The organism is Parvivirga hydrogeniphila (assembly GCF_023371205.1).
Lineage (GTDB): Bacteria > Actinomycetota > Coriobacteriia > Anaerosomatales > Anaerosomataceae > Parvivirga > Parvivirga hydrogeniphila.
In genome coordinates, this window is the sequence record NZ_JAMCCO010000001.1 from 983,522 (window position 1) to 999,899 (window position 16,378).

18 protein-coding genes are annotated in these 16,378 nt (G+C 67.3%); all 18 read left to right on the forward strand.

Annotated elements, in window-relative coordinates; all coding sequences use genetic code 11:
- Positions 1 to 67: 67 nt before the first annotated feature.
- Positions 68 to 469 (forward strand): nucleoside-diphosphate kinase, encoded by a 402-nt coding sequence (gene ndk / locus MX659_RS05025; protein ID WP_267192353.1) that lies wholly within the window; start codon positions 68 to 70, stop codon positions 467 to 469.
- Between the two features lie 128 nt (positions 470 to 597).
- Positions 598 to 1,899: an electron transport complex subunit RsxC gene (gene rsxC / locus MX659_RS05030; RefSeq protein WP_267192354.1), complete on the forward strand. Its 1,302-nt coding sequence runs from the start codon at positions 598 to 600 to the stop codon at positions 1,897 to 1,899.
- Positions 1,896 to 2,900 carry an RnfABCDGE type electron transport complex subunit D gene (locus MX659_RS05035; RefSeq protein ID WP_267192355.1) on the forward strand — a complete coding sequence of 335 codons (1,005 nt, stop codon included), beginning with the start codon at positions 1,896 to 1,898 and terminating at the stop codon, positions 2,898 to 2,900. The genes rsxC and MX659_RS05035 overlap by 4 nt, the downstream gene beginning before the upstream one ends.
- Positions 2,893 to 3,474, forward strand: coding sequence for an RnfABCDGE type electron transport complex subunit G (locus MX659_RS05040; protein WP_267192356.1), 582 nt, complete (start codon positions 2,893 to 2,895; stop codon positions 3,472 to 3,474). Before MX659_RS05035 ends, MX659_RS05040 begins: the two co-directional genes overlap by 8 nt.
- Complete coding sequence (gene rsxE / locus MX659_RS05045) at positions 3,471 to 4,100, forward strand: electron transport complex subunit RsxE (RefSeq protein ID WP_267192357.1); 630 nt, start codon at positions 3,471 to 3,473, stop codon at positions 4,098 to 4,100. Before MX659_RS05040 ends, rsxE begins: the two co-directional genes overlap by 4 nt.
- Positions 4,097 to 4,723, forward strand: coding sequence for an electron transport complex protein RnfA (locus MX659_RS05050; protein WP_267192358.1), 627 nt, complete (start codon positions 4,097 to 4,099; stop codon positions 4,721 to 4,723). The genes rsxE and MX659_RS05050 overlap by 4 nt, the downstream gene beginning before the upstream one ends.
- 9 nt (positions 4,724 to 4,732) lie before the next feature.
- Positions 4,733 to 5,632, forward strand: a complete 900-nt coding sequence (locus tag MX659_RS05055; protein WP_267192359.1) for an RnfABCDGE type electron transport complex subunit B — start codon at positions 4,733 to 4,735, stop codon at positions 5,630 to 5,632.
- A complete protein-coding gene (locus MX659_RS05060; protein ID WP_267192360.1) occupies positions 5,632 to 5,997 on the forward strand; it encodes a NusG domain II-containing protein in 366 nt (121 codons plus the stop codon). Before MX659_RS05055 ends, MX659_RS05060 begins: the two co-directional genes overlap by 1 nt.
- Positions 5,972 to 6,535 carry a Gx transporter family protein gene (locus MX659_RS05065; protein WP_267192361.1) on the forward strand — a complete coding sequence of 188 codons (564 nt, stop codon included), beginning with the start codon at positions 5,972 to 5,974 and terminating at the stop codon, positions 6,533 to 6,535. Before MX659_RS05060 ends, MX659_RS05065 begins: the two co-directional genes overlap by 26 nt.
- Positions 6,536 to 6,556: 21 nt before the next feature.
- Positions 6,557 to 7,219, forward strand: coding sequence for a RadC family protein (radC, locus tag MX659_RS05070; RefSeq protein WP_267192362.1), 663 nt, complete (start codon positions 6,557 to 6,559; stop codon positions 7,217 to 7,219).
- Positions 7,220 to 7,420: 201 nt separating this feature from the next.
- Positions 7,421 to 8,446, forward strand: coding sequence for a rod shape-determining protein (locus MX659_RS05075; protein ID WP_267192516.1), 1,026 nt, complete (start codon positions 7,421 to 7,423; stop codon positions 8,444 to 8,446).
- A gap of 13 nt (positions 8,447 to 8,459) precedes the next feature.
- Positions 8,460 to 9,317 carry a rod shape-determining protein MreC gene (gene mreC / locus MX659_RS05080; protein ID WP_267192363.1) on the forward strand — a complete coding sequence of 286 codons (858 nt, stop codon included), beginning with the start codon at positions 8,460 to 8,462 and terminating at the stop codon, positions 9,315 to 9,317.
- The gene (gene mreD / locus MX659_RS05085; RefSeq protein ID WP_267192364.1) at positions 9,317 to 9,832 is read left to right on the forward strand and encodes a rod shape-determining protein MreD; all 516 of its coding nucleotides are present in this window, start codon (positions 9,317 to 9,319) and stop codon (positions 9,830 to 9,832) included. Before mreC ends, mreD begins: the two co-directional genes overlap by 1 nt.
- Before the next feature lie 45 nt (positions 9,833 to 9,877).
- Positions 9,878 to 11,800 (forward strand): penicillin-binding protein 2, encoded by a 1,923-nt coding sequence (mrdA, locus tag MX659_RS05090; protein WP_267192365.1) that lies wholly within the window; start codon positions 9,878 to 9,880, stop codon positions 11,798 to 11,800.
- Positions 11,797 to 12,984 carry a rod shape-determining protein RodA gene (gene rodA / locus MX659_RS05095; protein WP_267192366.1) on the forward strand — a complete coding sequence of 396 codons (1,188 nt, stop codon included), beginning with the start codon at positions 11,797 to 11,799 and terminating at the stop codon, positions 12,982 to 12,984. The genes mrdA and rodA overlap by 4 nt, the downstream gene beginning before the upstream one ends.
- A gap of 18 nt (positions 12,985 to 13,002) precedes the next feature.
- Positions 13,003 to 13,890 (forward strand): hypothetical protein, encoded by an 888-nt coding sequence (locus MX659_RS05100; RefSeq protein WP_267192367.1) that lies wholly within the window; start codon positions 13,003 to 13,005, stop codon positions 13,888 to 13,890.
- The gene (locus tag MX659_RS05105) at positions 13,883 to 15,694 is read left to right on the forward strand and encodes a TIGR03960 family B12-binding radical SAM protein (RefSeq protein WP_267192368.1); all 1,812 of its coding nucleotides are present in this window, start codon (positions 13,883 to 13,885) and stop codon (positions 15,692 to 15,694) included. The genes MX659_RS05100 and MX659_RS05105 overlap by 8 nt, the downstream gene beginning before the upstream one ends.
- The gene (locus tag MX659_RS05110; RefSeq protein WP_267192369.1) at positions 15,687 to 16,376 is read left to right on the forward strand and encodes a TIGR03936 family radical SAM-associated protein; all 690 of its coding nucleotides are present in this window, start codon (positions 15,687 to 15,689) and stop codon (positions 16,374 to 16,376) included. The genes MX659_RS05105 and MX659_RS05110 overlap by 8 nt, the downstream gene beginning before the upstream one ends.
- Positions 16,377 to 16,378: the final 2 nt, after the last annotated feature.

Below are 16,378 nucleotides of genomic sequence, written 5' to 3' on the forward strand. Positions count from 1 at the left end.
CGTTGCGTCTGGGCGGACCGGTTGGTACCGTAACGCAGTCTTGTCGGCGACACGAGAAGGAGTGCCTGTGTTCCAGCGTACCTACGTCATGATCAAGCCTGATGCGGTCGAGCGCCGTCTCATCGGCCGCATCGTCTCCCGCCTGGAGGACGTCGGGCTCACCATCGAGCGGATGGAGCTTGCCGAAGTCACCCGTGAACAGGCCGAGGCGAACTACGCCGAGCACGCCGGGAAGCCGTTCTATCCGGGGCTGATCGAGTACGTCACCTCCGGCCCGGTTGTGAAGATGGTCGTCTCGGGCGAGGAGGCGGTCGCGGTCGTGCGCAAGCTCATGGGCGCGACGAACCCGAAGGATGCAGCGCCCGGGACGATCCGCGGCGACTTCGGTCTGTCGCTCGATGCGAACATCGTCCATGGTTCTGACTCGCCCGAGAGCGCTGAACGGGAGATCGGCATCTTCTTCTCGTAAGCTCCGGGGGCGGTAGACGACCGTTCGCCGAACGGAGGCGGCCGCTTGTCGCAGGCGTGGCAGGTTGTGTGCGGTCCAGGGTGAACCTGGCAGCGTCATACAAACGCGTGCATCGACGGGGTGATGGGGTGCTGAGAAGCGCATTCAGAGGCGGGATCCACCCTCCCGACATGAAGCAGGCCACCGCAGGGCGTGCGATCGAGCGTGCGCCGGTGCCGGAGCGTCTGGTCGTCCCTGCGAGCCAGCACATCGGGGCGTGCTGCGAGCCGACGGTCGAGCCCGGGCAGCGCGTGAGGCGCGGGCAGATCATCGCATCCATCGATGCGTTCGTGAGCGCGCCCGTCCACAGCCCCGTGGACGGGGAGGTTGCGGACGTCGGCGAGTGCCTGACGGCCGCGGGCATGCGCGTGCCTGCCGTGACGATAACCCCTGACGCGGAGCAGGACTTCGAGTCCTGGGAGCCGGTGGAGGGCGGCGAGCCGGCGGCCGTGGTCCGAAGCGCCGGCATCGTCGGCATGGGCGGCGCGACGTTCCCTTCTGCGGTGAAGCTCTCGCCGCCGAAGGAGTTCACGCTCACGACCGTGATCCTCAACGGGTGCGAGTGCGAGCCGTACCTCACGTGCGACCACAGGCTCATGCTCGAATCTCCGGAACGCGTGCTCCGTGGCGGCCGCATCATGCAAGAGGCGCTCGGCGCGAAGCGGCTCGTGATCGGCATCGAGTCCAACAAGCCGGATGCCGCTCGGGCCATGAAGACGGCCGCGCACGGCACGGGAGCAGAGGTCGTGGTTTTGCCGACCAAGTACCCGCAAGGCGCTGAGAAGCAGCTTATATGGGCGATCTTGCGCACGGAGGTGCCGCACGGGAAGCTGCCTGCGGCGGTCGGCGCCCTCGTGCACAACGTCGGCACCGCGGCCGCGATCGCTGATGCGGTCGACCTCCGCAAACCGCTGATGGAGCGCGTCGTCACCGTCACCGGCCGCGTCGCGCGTCCGGGGAACTACCTGGTCGTGCTCGGCACGCTCGTGCGCGACCTGATCGAGACGGCCGGCGGCTTCGTCGGCGAGGTCGAGCGCGTCATCGCTGGCGGTCCGATGACCGGCCCTGCGCTCGGTTCGCTCGACGTGCCTGTCACCAAGGGCATGTCGGGCATCGTCGTCCTCGGCCCCGGTGACGCCGCGGCGCCGGTCGACGCCGACCAGCCGTGCATCCGCTGCGGCCGCTGCTCCGAGGCATGCCCGATGTTCCTCCAGCCGTTCGCGATCGGCACCTACGCGAACGCGCGCCTGTGGGACCGGACGGAACAGGTCCATGCGCTCGACTGCATCGAGTGCGGTGCGTGCGCGTACGTGTGTCCGACGCGTCGCCCGCTGGTCCAGCTCATCCGCCTGGCGAAGGCGGAGCTGACGGCGAGGGGGGTGCGGCCGTGAACGAGGCAGCGAGGCAGCATCGCCTGGTCGTCGCCGCACCGCCGCACGTCCATGGCCCGGGAAGCTGCAGGTCCATCATGCTGTGGGTCGTCGGCGCGCTTGCGCCAGCGGCGTTGTGGTCGGTCGTGCAGATGGGGTCGCCGGCGCTCATCACGTACGGCGTCTGCATCGGAACGGCGCTCGCCGTAGAGGCGGCCTGGAACGCGCTTGCACGGAAGCCGCAGACCGTCACGGACGGGAGCGCCCTCGTGACAGGCCTGCTGCTCGCGATGTCGCTTCCGCCGCTCACGCCGTGGTGGATCTCGGCGGTGGGGGCGGCGGTCGCCATCGTCCTCGGCAAGATGGTGTTCGGAGGGCTCGGATGGAACCTGTTCAACCCCGCGCTGGTCGGCAGGGCATTCGTGGTGCTCTCGTGGGGAGGCGTCCTTTCCAAACTGCCATCGAAGGGGTGGTTCCGGGCCATCGACGTGGCAGGTTCCGGCTCGCTTGACGCGATCAGCGGTGCGACGCGCCTTGCCATCGCTGCGGCCGATCGCGCTGCCAAGGGGGGCTACCGCTTCGATCTGGCGGCACAGTACCAGCCGCTTCTGTTCCGGAACCTCGAAGGTTCCCTCGGCGAGGTTTCAGCCGCGTTGCTGATCCTCGGCGGGCTCGTCCTCATCTGGCGGCGCATCATCGACTGGCGCATTCCCGTGGGGTATGCGGGCGCGATGGCTGCGCTCTCGTGGGCGTTCGGTTCTGACCCGATCTTCAACGTGCTTGCAGGCGGCGTCCTGCTCGGAGCGTTCTTCATGGCCACGGACTACGTGTCGTCGCCGATGGTGCCGAACGCACGCCTGGTGTACGGCATCGGATGCGGGGTGTTCAACGCGGTGGGTCGGTTCTTCGGGTCCATGCCCGAAGCGACCACGTTCGCGATCCTCTTCATGAACGGGCTGGCGCCGCTTCTCGACAAGATCTTCATGCCGAGGACGTTCGGGTGGGTGAAGCGCAATGGCTAGCTCTCCGGCGAGGCTGGTGACCGCGGTCGTCGTCACCTGCGTGGTGGCGGCAGGCGGGCTGGCGGCGACGTACACGGTGACCGCGCCGCGCATCGCCGCGCAGGAGCGCGAAGCGGAGCGGGCGGCGCTGTCGAAGGTTCTTCCGGGCGCTGTGAAATTCGAGCCCATGGCCGACGACGTGCTCGCGCGTGCTCGCGAGGCTGCGGTCGCAGGCTCTGTGGAGCAGGTCTGGCGCGCTCGCGACGCCTCGGGAGCCGACGCCGGGTGGTGCGTCCGCGTGTCCGCGCGCGGGTACGGCGGTCCGGTGCAGATGGTTATCGGGCTGGACAGAAACGGTAAAGTCGCTGGGCTTACCATCCTCTCGATGAAGGAGACGCCCGGGCTTGGGACGCGGGTGGAGTCGGAAGACTGGTTCTTGCGGCAGTTCACAGGATTGCCGGCAGGGTATGGGGAGGGCGACGTGAAGAAGCTGGACGCCATCTCGGGTGCGACGCGCTCCTCGCGCGCGGTCAAGAACTGCGCCGTCGCTGCTGCGCAGGCGTTCGCCGTCGTGTCTGGGGAGGGGAGCCGATGAAGCATCTCGTGAACACCTTCGTCAAGGGCGTCACCCGAGAGAATCCCCTCATGGTCTTGATGATCGGGCTGTGCGCGACCCTCGCCGTCTCGACGCAGTTCCAAGGCGCTGTCTTCATGGGCATCGCGGTGATCTTCGTGCTGACGATGAGCAACGCCATCATCGCAGCGTTCCGGCGCTTCATCCCGAGCGAGGTCCGCATCCCGATGTTCATCGTCGTCATCGCGTCGTTCGTGACGATCGTCGACCTTGTGATGAAGGCGTTCGTGCCGAGCGTGTACGCGTTCCTCGGCATCTGGATCCCGTTGATCGTGGTGAACTGCATGATCCTCGGCCGCGCCGAGGCGTTCGCGTACCACAACGGCGTCTTTGCATCGATTGCAGACGGTCTTGGGATGGGCACCGGTTATTCGCTCGTGATCGTGCTGTTCGCCTTCGTGCGGGAGCTGCTCGGATCCGGCGCAGTGAGATTCCTGGGCGCGACGCTCATAGCGTTGCCGGGGTGGTACGCGCCGCCTGCTGTCATCCTTCTGTTTCCCGGAGCGTTCATCCTGTACGGACTGTATTTGGCTGCGTGGCGCAGCTTCGTGACGCGCCGGGGCAGCGAAGGAGGCGGGTGCGCATGAGCCTGGCGGGACAGATGGCGCTGCTGTTCGTCGGCGCCGCGCTCATCAACAACATCCTGCTCACGAGGTTCATCGGCCTGTGCCCGTTCTTCGGCGTGTCCAGCAGCATGTCCACCTCTATCGGGATGAGCCTCGCGGTGGTGTTCGTCATGACGCTTGCATCAGGGGCGACCTGGATGGCGTGGAAGTTCTTGCTCGCTCCTCTCGGCGTCGGGGAGTTCCTCTACATCCCTGCGTTCATCCTCATCATCGCTGCGCTCGTGCAATTCGTGGAGATGTATCTCAGGAAGGCGAGCCCGGTGCTGTATCGGGCAATGGGGATCTACCTTCCGCTCATCACGACCAACTGTGCGGTGCTTGCAACGGCGACCGAGTCCGCCAAGCCTGGCTTCTTCAAGATGAACATCGATCTCGGTGCCTCGCTGGGGTTGGGTGAAGCGCTCGTCTACACGCTTGGCGTGTCGATCGGGTTCGGCTTCGCGTTGCTCACCTTCGCTGCGCTTCGGGAGCGGCTGGAAGCGGCCCCAGTGCCTGATGCGCTCAAGGGCTCGCCGATCGCGTTCATCACGGCAGGCCTCCTCTCGTTCGCCTACGTGGGCCTGGCCGGCTGGTTCGGACTGTAGGGGGAGACGATGGACGCGAGCATGGTACTGAAAGCGGTCCTCGCTCTTGCCTCGCTGGGCCTCGTGGCGTCGGGCGTGCTGGCCGTCGCATCCAAGCGGTTCCACGTGGAGGTCGATCCGCGCGTCGAGCAGATCGCATCGGTGCTGCCGGGCTCGAACTGCGGCGCATGCGGGAACCCGTCGTGTTTCGTGACGGCCGAAGGGATCGCGTCGGGGAGCCTGCCGGTCACGGCGTGCGTGGCGGGTGGACAGGAAGTCGCCGACGCCATCGCCGGGCTTCTCGGCGTTGATCGGTGCGAGGTGGACACAGTCGTCGTGGTGCGCGCGTGCGGCGGCGGTATCGCGGCCGCCAGGGCCTACGACTACCACGGTGTGCCGTCATGCGCTGCGGCCGCGCGTCTGGCTGGCGGGCCGCTCGTGTGCCAGTGGGGCTGCTTCGGCTTCGGCGACTGCGTCAAGGCGTGCCCGTTCGGTGCCCTTTCGCTCGATGAGCGCGGGCTCCCGGTGGTCGACCTCGCACGATGCACGGGGTGTGGCGCGTGCGTTCAAACGTGCCCGCGGAGCAGTTCGGGCCTCCTCTCGTTGGTTCCCGAGCGCGCGCCCGTCTCCGTACGGTGCTCCGCTCACAGCAAGCCGAAGGAGCGGAAGGCCGCGTGCTCAGCGTGCTGCATCGCATGCAAGAAGTGCGAGCGAGCGTGTCCGAGCGATGCGATACACGTCGTGGAGATGCTCGCTGTGGTCGACTACGAGAAGTGCACCGGATGCAACGCGTGCGTGGAGGCGTGTCCCCAGCAGTGCATCGACATCTACGGGCGCAACGTGGCGCGGACCACCGGCGCAGACGGGGCCGGATGGCGTGCCGTTGCGGCGGGATCCGCCGTTCAAGAAGCCGAGGTCGCCGAGGCGTGATGACACGGGCTGACAAGGTCTTGCTGGCAGTCCTCGCGTGCGCAGCCCTCCTGGCGTCGCCCGTGGCGGCGGCCCATGCGACCCGTGGCGGGCAGGCGGCATACGCGGTCGTTGCTGGCCCGGCTGGGACAAAGCACCTGCCTCTTGCCGAGGACGGCTCGTATGTGGTCCAAGGACTGCGCGGGCGCGTTGTCGTCGCGGTGGAGCACGGGTCCGTCCGAATCACTGAGTCCACGTGCCGCGACCAGGTGTGCGTGCACACGAAGGCGGCGTCGCGTCCAGGAGAGGCGATAGCGTGCGTTCCCAACGGCGTGTCGGTGACCGTGGAAGGAGGGGCGCGTGAGCTCGACGCTGTTGTACGCTGATGCTGCTCCTGCGGGCGCCGGCAGCGTCCGCCCTCTCGGGGCGGCTCGCGTCGTGGCCGAGGACGGCGCGATGCTTGCTCTGGCGTGCGTGCTCGGCATCGTCGAGTCCTGGATTCCATCGCCTGTCCCCGGGATACGGCTCGGCCTGGCGAACGCAGCCGTCCTGGTGGTCCTGCTCCGTGGCGGTTGGGTCCGTGCAGTCCGCGTGAGCCTTGTGCGAGTGGCGATCGTCGGCGTGGCGACAGGGACGCTCTTGGGTCCGGTCTCCGCTCTTTCTCTCGCGGGCGCGGCAGCATCCGTCGTGTGCATGGCTCTCGCGGCCCGTCTCGGCGTTCTTTCAACGCTCGGGATCTCCGTGGCAGGCGCCTTCTCGCACGTGGCCGCGCAGTTGGTCACCGCCTCGGTCCTCGTCGCGTCGGGCGCGGTGGCAGCGCTTGCTACTCCCGCACTGCTGGCGAGCCTGCCCCTCGGTCTCGTCACCGGCTCTGTTGCCGGTGTCCTCATCTCCCGGCTGGGAAGGATCTGTCGTCGGGCCTGATGAGGTTGGAGGTCGTGGTCTGTGGCGCCACGGATGGTCGGCGGGCGTGCCACGCCGCGCGATCTGGTTCTTGCCGGCACGCCGGAGTTCGTGAGCGATGCCGCGCTGCTGAGCGTGATCCTACGCGAGGACGACGTCGCGCTCGGAGCGCGGCTGGCTCGCGCGCACCCGATTCCTACAGGGCTGTGGTCTCTCCGCGCAGAAGATCTCACTGTGCACGAGGGGATCGGTCCAGCCAAAGCGGCGGCGCTCCTCGCGTCTGTGGAGCTCGCCCGGCGGGCGTCTTTGAATCAGGTGGTCGACCGACCTGCGATCTCGACGCCAGAAGACGTCGTCTCGCTCTGCGAGCCCCAGCTGCGGGGGTGCGACCGAGAGCACTTCTGGGCGCTTGCTCTGAATACGAAGAACCGGCTCATCAAGATCATCGAGGTGTCCATCGGGAGCCTGAGCGCGTCGATCGTGCATCCGCGCGAGCTGTTCAAAGAAGCGGTGCGGTCGTCTGCGGCGTCCGTTGTGGTTGTGCACAACCATCCGAGCGGGGATCCGACGCCGTCGTCTGCTGACATCCATCTGACGCAGCGTTTGGTCAGAGCTGGTGATGTGCTCGGCATAGAGGTCCTGGATCACGTCGTCATCGGGGAAGGAGGTCGTCACGCGAGCCTGCGAGAGATGGGACTCATGTGAGAGCTTGTTCCTCTGATCGCGGAATGTTGGCATCTACCTGCGGCGTTGCTGTATCGACGAACGTTCGGGAAGCCTGCGTGTGCTACACTCAGCACGGCGTGCGCAGTGCACAATGTGCTGGCGCACTGGCGTATGCCGTGAGTGAGCACGTCAGCGGCGTGACCGCCGCCTCGAAGGGAGCCCGCGTTGTCGCTTGTAGATATGTTCTTCAACTCGTGGGGCAGCGACATGGCCGTCGACCTCGGGACGGCGAACACGCTCGTGTCTGTCCGTGGACGCGGCATCGTGCTCATCGAGCCCTCCGTTGTGGCAGTGGAGAAGGACACGAAGCGCGTTCTGGCTGTCGGGATCGAGGCAAAACGGATGCTCGGCCGCACGCCGGGTTCGATCGTGGCGATCCGGCCGCTGAAGGACGGGGTCATCGCCGATTTCGAGGTCACCGAGGCCATGCTGCGTTACTTCATCAACAAGACGCGGCAGAAGCGCTTACCGTGGCAGCCGAAGCCGCGCGTGGTGGTGTGCGTGCCGTCAGGAGTGACCGAGGTCGAGAAGCGTGCTGTCTTCGAGGCCACGATGCAGGCAGGCGCACGCCAGGCCTACCTGATCGAAGAGCCGATGGCGGCCGCCATCGGCGCTGGCCTTCCGATCCAGGAGCCCACGGGCAACATGGTCGTGGACATCGGCGGCGGTACGACCGAAGTCGCCGTGATCTCGCTCGGCGGCATCGTCGTGTCGCAGTCGATCCGCATCGGCGGCGACGAGTTCGACGAAGCGATCATCAACCACATCAAGCGCGAGTACAACCTGCTCATCGGCGAGCGTACTGCAGAGGAGATCAAGTTCGAGATCGGGTCGGCCCACCCGCTGCCCGAGGAGATGGACGCCGAGGTCCGCGGGCGCGACCTGCTCACGGGACTTCCCCGGACGATCCAGATCTCGTCCGAGGAGATGCGCGTCGCGGTCGAGGAGCCGACGCAGGCAATCATCTCCGCGATCAAGGGCACCTTGGAGAAGACGCCCCCTGAGCTGGCGAGCGACATCATGGAGTACGGCATCGTGCTCACGGGCGGCGGCGCGCTGCTGCAGGCGCTCGACGAGCGTATCCGGTACGAGACGGGCATGCCGGTGCACGTCTCCGAGAGCGCCCTTACCAACGTGGTCGTCGGCTCTGCGATGGCGCTCGAGGAGATCGACGTCCTCAAGAAGGTCCTCACGGTGACCCGGTGACCCGGGAGATGGGATGAGGATCTCGGATCGAGAGCAAAGCCGCAGGAACCCGGTGCTGCTCGCGGCGCTTCTCGTCGCGTCTCTTGTGGTGATCACGGCGTACTACCGAGAGGGCGATGCGGGGCTGCTGCATCGGGCTCGGTCGGCCACGCTTGCAGCCACCGCCCCGCTTTCTCGCGTCGGAGAGGCGACGTCGCGGCCGTTCAGAGCGGTGGGCGAGTGGTTCAGCGGCCTTACGGTCTCCAGAAAGGAGCTTGAGCGGCTCAAGGAGCAGAACGACGTGCTGCGCGCCCGCCTCGCGGACCTCGAAGAGGCCCGCCAAGAGAACGACCGCTTGCGGCAGCTCGTCGCATTCGCTGAGGAGCAGCGCCTCACGCAGCTCGGCGCGCGCGTCATCGGACGGCCGACGAGCTCATGGGAAGGCGCGATCGTCGTCGATCGCGGCTCCGTAGACGGCATCCGACCGGGCATGCCCGTCATCGCGCCGCAAGGGCTCGTCGGTCAGATAGAGACGGTGTCAAAGCATGCATCGCGCGTGCGGCTCATCACCGATGCACAAAGCGGGGTCGCTGCGATGATCCAGCGCACGAGAGCGGTCGGGGTCGTTCGCGGCTCCATCGACCGCACGCTCACGATGGAGTACGTTGACAAGGCCAAGATGCCGAAGGTCGGGGACGTCGTCATCACGTCCGGACTCGGAGGCGTGTACCCGAAAGGCATCGTGGTCGGAGACGTCATCCAGGTGGACGCGCGCAGGGCCGACCTGTACCCGCGGATCGTTCTGCGGTCGCGGGTGCCGATCGACGAGCTCGAAGAGGTGCTGATCGTGCTCGGGACGGTTCCCGCCGATGCCGGAGGTTCGGTGGAGTGATGAGCGAGCGCACGTGGTCGTCTGCGGTTACGCTGCTGGCGGCGGCGGTCGCTCAGGTCGTGGTGGCGCCGCACCTGCGCGTTGCCGGAGTCGTGCCGAACTTCCCGCTGCTCGTGGTCATCACCCTCGCGCTCGTGAATGGCGCAGATTCGGGAGCTATCGCAGGGTTCGCTGCGGGGCTCGTGCTCGACATGCTCGGCGACGGGCCGATCGGCGCGTGGGCGTTCGTGCTGACGCTCGTCGGATACATCGCTGGGCTCCTGGAAGCGAACATCTTCGCCGAGGGGTGGCTGCTGCCGCTTACTGCTGCCTTGCTGGCTGGTCTCGCGGCCGAGTTCGCGTACCTGATCGTGGTGATCGTTCTAGGCGGGGACCTGCCGTTCTGGCGCTCCCTGACTGCGGTCGTGCTTCCGAGAGGCATGTATAATGCCGTGTTGGCTCTTGCCGTCTACCCATGGTTGGCGCGCGCGCTGCGTCCCGACCGCAAGATACGTTCATTCCGCCGTGTCGCGTGAGCGCCAGCTCCAGAGCGATGCGTTTCCTGAAGGAGTCCGTGCACGGTGACCACCTTCCGTGAGGAGCTGAAGCCTCGCTTCGCCGCGCTTGCTGGCGTGGTGTTGCTCGCGCTCGGCGCGCTCACCGTGCGGCTGTGGACGATGCAGGTGCTGGCCGGCGACACCTACGCCGCGCTCGCGCGCAACAACCGCATCCGCGAGATCTCGCTCGACGCGCCGCGAGGCCGAATCCTGGATCGCAACGGCAAGCTGCTGGTCACGAACCGACCGACGCTCGCAGTAGCGCTGGACCCAGCCGACGAGCGGATCCGCTCGCTCATCGTTCGCGCGCAGAGCGCGTCGAAGAGCGACAATCCGACGCGCGGAGAGATACGAGAGACGCTCGGCCCGCTCGCTGAGATGCTCGGGATGGACGTCCAAGACGTCTTCGAGAAGATCATCGACGCTCGCGTGGAGGCGCTCAGGCCACGCGTCGTCGCTGTCGACGTCCCGCTGGACGTCGTGGCGAAGCTGTCCGAGCAAAGCCAGCGGTATCCGGGCGTGCGGGTGGAGCAGATCGCCGTGCGGGAGTACCCGTTCGGATCTGTCGGAGCGCACGTCCTCGGCTACACCGGTGAGATATCGGAAGAGGAGTTCAAGCGGTCCGATCCGACGGCCGGATACGAGCTTGGCGATGTCGTCGGCAAGGCGGGAGTCGAGGCCCAGTACGAGGGCGTCCTGCAGGGCGACAAGGGGCGGCGCCTCATCGAGGTGAACGCTTCGGGCAAGCCGATCCGCATCGTCAGCGAAGAAGCGCCGGTCGCCGGACGCGACGTGCGGCTCACGATCGACGTCGAGGTACAACGCGTCGCCGAAGAGCAGCTCGAGAACGCGATCAAAGAGGCGCACCGGCAAGGCTTCACGAAGGCGAAGGCGGGCGCAGCGGTGGTGCTCGACGTGAAGACGGGAGAGGTCCTGGCGATGGCGAGTGCGCCGTCATACGACCCGGCCGTGTTCCTCGGGGGCATCAGCCAGGCCGAGTGGAAGGCACTGACCGACAAGGCGAGCGAGTATCCGCTGAACAACCGTGTTGTGATGGGCGCCTACCCGCCAGCGTCGACCTTCAAGGCCGTGACCGGGCTTGCGGGACTCGAGAGCAGTGTCACATACAGCGGCAAGACGTACGTCTGCCACGGAAAGTGGACCGAGATGGGCGAGCAGTGGCCGAAGTGGTGCTGGAAGCGCGCGGGCCACGGGACCGTCACGTTCGAAGGCGGCATCGAAGAGTCGTGCGACACGGTCTTCTACGAGATCGGCTACGAGTTCTACAAGCGCAAGAAAGAGGAGCTCCAGGCGTTCGCGCGGAGCTTCGGGCTCGGAAGCAAGCTCGGCATCGATCTGCCGGGCGAGATACGGGGCCGCGTGCCCGACGCTGCGTGGAAGAAGGAGTACAACCGCGACTACCCCGAGTGGCAGACCTGGCTTCCGGGCGACACCGTGAACATGGCGATCGGGCAGGGAGACATGCTCGTCACGCCGCTGCAGATGGCCGCCGTGTACGCCGGCATCGCCAACGGCGGCACGGTCATGCGGCCGCACGTGCTCAAAGACGTGCTCGATGCGGACGGCGCGGTGGCGCGGTCCTATCGGCCGGAAGCGGCCGCGCGCGTGCCCGTCGCTCCGGCGCATCTCGCAGTCATGCAGCGAGCGCTCGTGCGCGTCACTGAGTCGGGCACAGCAGCGGGGGCCTTCAGAGGATTCGGCGTGACCGTCGCTGGCAAGACCGGCACCGCCCAGGTCGCTGGCAAGGACGACTTCGCGTGGTTCTGCGCGTACGCTCCGGCCGAGGCCCCGCGGTACGCAGTCGCCGTGGTGGTGGAGCAAGGCGGTCACGGCGGCTCGGTCGCAGCGCCGGCCGCGCGGAACATCTTGGCCAAACTGCTCGGGCAGCCGATAACCGAAGTCCACACGAGGGATGATTCGCGATGAGCGCTCGGTGGCGGACCTCCGGAGGGCGCAGGCCCCTCGACAAGAGCACGAAGGAGCGGTTCTTCGACCTCGTGAACCTTCCGCTGCTCATGTTTTCGGCCACACTGGCAGTGTACGGTTCCGTGATGGTTTGGTCGGCCACCTCAGGCATGGCAGGTGGAGACGCGCTGTTCAAGCGCCACCTGGTGGGGCTGGCGGTCGGCATCGTGCCGCTCGGCGTGGCTTGGCTTATCGACTACAAGGCGCTGAAGCACTGGTCTGGTCCACTGATGACGCTCCTCGCGTTCCTGCTCATCTCGCCGCGCATTCCCGGGCTGGGGACGACGGCGAAGGGCGCCACGTCATGGCTGCAGGTCGCCGGCGTTCGGCTGTTCCAGCCATCAGAGCCCGGCAAGCTCGTCTTCATCGTGGTGATGGCAGCGCTCATCTCCGAATACGAAGGCCGGATCGACAGACCGCGCGACATGTGGCGGATCCTCGCGTACCTCGGCGGGGCGCTCGGATTGATACTCCTTCAACCGGATCTCGGCACGGGCATGGTCTTCGTGGGCATCACGATGGCGATGCTTCTTCTGGGTGGGCTCGAGATGAAGCGGCTCGTGCTTATCGGCCTTCTGGCGGTCGTTGCGGTGGTCGGCGTGTTCGTGATCGACGGGACGCTCGACCGCATGGCCGGGAAGGACGTCGCGCTCAAGCAGTACCAGAAAGACCGGCTGCTGGTATTCCTCGACCCAACGCGGGACCCCGCGGGCGCCGGCTACAATTTGCAGCAGTCGAAGATCGCCGTCGGGTCCGGCGGCATCACAGGCAAAGGGCTTCGGGCAGGCACCCAGTCGAACCTTCACTTCCTCCCCGAGCGGCACACGGACTTCATCTTCGCGGTCCTGGGCGAGGAGCTGGGCTTCGTCGGAGCGGTCGTGTTGCTCGGTCTGTACCTGGGGTTGCTGCTCTCTGCTCTCAGTATCGCTGCGTCGTCGCGCGACCTGTACGGCGCGCTCATCTGTGCGGGTATCATCGGCATGTGGGCGTTTCAGATACTTGAGAATGTCGGCATGACGATAGGCATGATGCCGATCACCGGCATCCCGCTGCCCTTCATCAGCTTCGGGTCCTCAGCGATGGTCACGAACTTCGGAGCGGTCGGGCTGCTGCAGTCGGTGTGGTCGAGACGGTATGGCACGTAAGCGGACGCAGGAGGCGGCGTGGATATCAAGCGTGCGCGGCAGGCGCAGGACCTGGTCAAGTCGGGCGCGAAGCTGGACGAGGAGCGCTCCCAGGAGGTGCTCGTGCAGGTCATCGTCGAAGTCGACGCTCCGGAGGAGCTGGTCGAGGCGCTCCGAGCCCGGCTGGTTCCTCAGACCTCGCGCGCACGGCTGGCCATCGGCGTTGCGGGCGCGGGCGAGCGACTCGCCGTAGAGCCCGCCGCTGACGCGGTCATCGTCGCGGGAGGCGGCCTCGGAGAGGACGTCCGTCGGCTGCTCGCCGAGGCGCTGCAGGCGTTCGTCCCGACGGTGCTGCTGTGCGTGGCATCGCCGTCAGAGCACGCCCGGATCGCGCTTGAGACGGGGCATCCTGCCGCCGACATCCTCGTCGACGAAGACGCCGAGCGGCTCGTGAGCGAACGGCTCGCCGCGTGGCTGTCCGACGAGATCTCCTCGAAGCGCGTTGCGCTCGCGCACAACTTCCCGTTCATGCGGCGAGCGGTCGCTGAGGCGGCCGTGCAGGCGACGGCGTGGCAGAACGCGCTCATCGGGACGGTGGGATTCGTTCCTGGTTCCGACATGCCGGTGATGACGGCCAACCAGATCAAGATGCTCCTGCAGATCGCCGCCGCGTACGGGGAACCGCTCGGTCCTGAGAGGATCAAGGAGCTCCTGGCGATCGTCGGCGGCGGGTTCGTCTTCAGGACGCTCGCTCGCGAGATCGTCGGTGTCGTTCCCGTGCTCGGCTGGGCGGTCAAGGGCGGCATCGGCTACTCGGGTACGCTTGCCCTGGGCAAGGCCGCCATCGCGTACTTCGAGCGTGGCGCGGACCTTCCCGCGGTGGCACGCTCGCTGACGACCCGCATGCGAGGTAGCGCCGTTGAGTGATGCCGTCCGCGAAGCCGTCGAGCGGCTGCTCCCTGGCGTCGAGCAGCCGTCCCGCTACGTCGGCTGCGAGTGGAACGCGATCGACCGGCGCGCGACCGCCCAGCCGTACCGTGCGGTCCTTGCGTACCCGGACGTGTACGACGTCGGGATGGCCAACCAGGCCATCCAGATCCTGTATGCGATGCTGAACGCCCTCGAGGGCGTCGCGTGCGAGCGTGTGTTCGTGCCGTGGAAGGACATGGCCGACGCGCTGCGCAGCGCGGGCGTTGCGCTCTACGCGCTCGAGTCCTTCGATCCCGTGAACGAGTTCGACCTTGTGGGCATCACGCTCCCGCACGAGCTCGCGTACACCAACGTCCTCGAGCTGCTCGACCTCGCAGGGATACCGCTGCACGCCGAGGACCGGAGCGATGCGCACCCGCTGGTGGTCGGCGGCGGACCGTGCGCGTACAACCCGGAGCCGCTCGCTCCGTTCTTCGATGCCGTGCTGGTGGGCGACGGAGAGGTCGCGGCCGTCGAGATCGTCCAGACGCACCGCCGCTGCAAGCAGGCCCACATGACCCGGCGCGAGACGCTTGCGGAGCTTGCGAAGATCCAGGGCGTCTACGTGCCGTCTCTTGGCCAGCACCGCGTGCTGAGGCGCGCTGTTGCAGACCTCGACGCGCACCGGTCGCCTGCGTGCCCGGTGGTGCCGTACACGGACGTCGTCCACGACCGCGTCGCTGTGGAGGTGCTGCGCGGTTGCGCGCGCGGGTGCCGATTCTGTCAGGCCGGGACGATCTACCGTCCCGTTCGCGAGCGGCGGCCCGACAGCATCGTGCGCGACGCCATGGCCGCGCTTCGGTGCACGGGATACGACGAGGTCTCCCTGACCTCGCTCTCGACCGCCGACCACTCGGCGTTCGTGGAGGTGCTCGGGCGGCTCGGGCGACGGCTCCAGGGAACGGACATCTCGATCTCGGTCCCGTCGCTCAGGGCCGATGCGCTCACGCCGGACGTCGCGCGTCTGCTAGGAAAGGCCAAGCGGACGGGGCTCACGATCGCTCCTGAGGCCGGCACGCAGCGCTTGCGCGACGTCATCAACAAGAACATCACCGAAGACGGGCTGCTGGACACCGTCGCGCGCGCGTTCGCGAGCGGTTGGCGGCGGGTGAAGCTGTACTTCATGATCGGCCTTCCTACGGAGACTGACGACGACGTTGCCGGCATCGGAGAGCTCGTCGGCCGGGTGCTCGCAGCCGCCCGAGACGCAGTACCGGCCAACGAACGTGGGAGCGTGCGGGTCGGCGTGTCGGTGTCCACCTTCGTGCCCAAGCCGCACACGCCGTTCCAGTGGGAGGCGCAACCGCCGTTGGAGGAAGTGCACCGCCGGCAAGAGCTGCTTCGGGAGCGGATGCCGCGCAAGGGCGTCGAGCTTTCGTATCACGACGCGGAGGCGTCGTTCGTCGAGGCGGTGCTCGCGTGCGGCGGGCGGGAGGTTGCTGCGGCCGTGGAGGCGGCGTGGCGGCGGGGCGCCCGCTTCGACGCGTGGACCGAACAGTTCTCGCTCGACCGCTGGCGCGCAGCGTTCGAGGAATCAGGTCTCGACGCGTCCGCGATCGCGAACCGGCCGCGGGACCCCTTCGAGCCGCTCCCGTGGTCCCACATCTCCTCAGGCGTCTCGACGGCGTACCTGCGAGCGGAGCGGGAGCGGGCGTTCGCCGGACAGACCACGCCGGACTGCACCTTTGCGGGTTGCACCGGCTGCGGAGTGTGCGGCGCGCTCGGGGTCTCGAATGTCATTGCGGGAGGCGTGCGTGTCTGAAGCGAAGTTCCGCCTGCGGGTGACCTATCAGAAGGTCGGACCGGTCCGGTTCCTGTCGCACCTGGAGACCGCTCGGGCGTGCGAGCGGTCCATCAGGAGGGCCGGTCTTCCGTACGCGGTAACGCACGGTTTCAATCCGCACATGCGGATCGCGTTCGGGCCTGCGCTCCCGGTCGGGACAGCAGGACGCGCCGAGATGTACGACGTGTGGCTGACGGAGCTGGTCGGCCCAGACGATGCGCTCGAGCGTCTTCGCCACGCGACACGCGAGGAGCTGCGTGCGATCGCCTGCCGGTATGTCGATCCGAAAGGTCCGTCGCTTGCAGCGGCGGCCGATGTGGCGCACTATGAGGTCGCGGTATCAGGTCCACCAGAGGTGGCGGAATCCATCGCTCGGGGCCTGAGCAGCGTGTCGAGGTCAGGCACCTTGACCGTCGAGCACAAGGGCAAGCAGAAAGTTTTCGAGCTCGCGACGACGCTCCTGAAGGAGCCGGTCGTGCGCCCGGTCGACGAAGGCGCGGTGGTGGAAGTTGTCACCCGCATGAGCGAGCAGGGCTCGCTCCGTCCAGACGCCCTTGTGAAGGCGGCTCTCGGTCCTGCCCTTGCGGGCGTCGCGTCTGTGTCGGTGACGCGGACACGGCTCGCCTCGCGCGCCGCGGACGGGACGGAAGAGGCGTTGTAGCG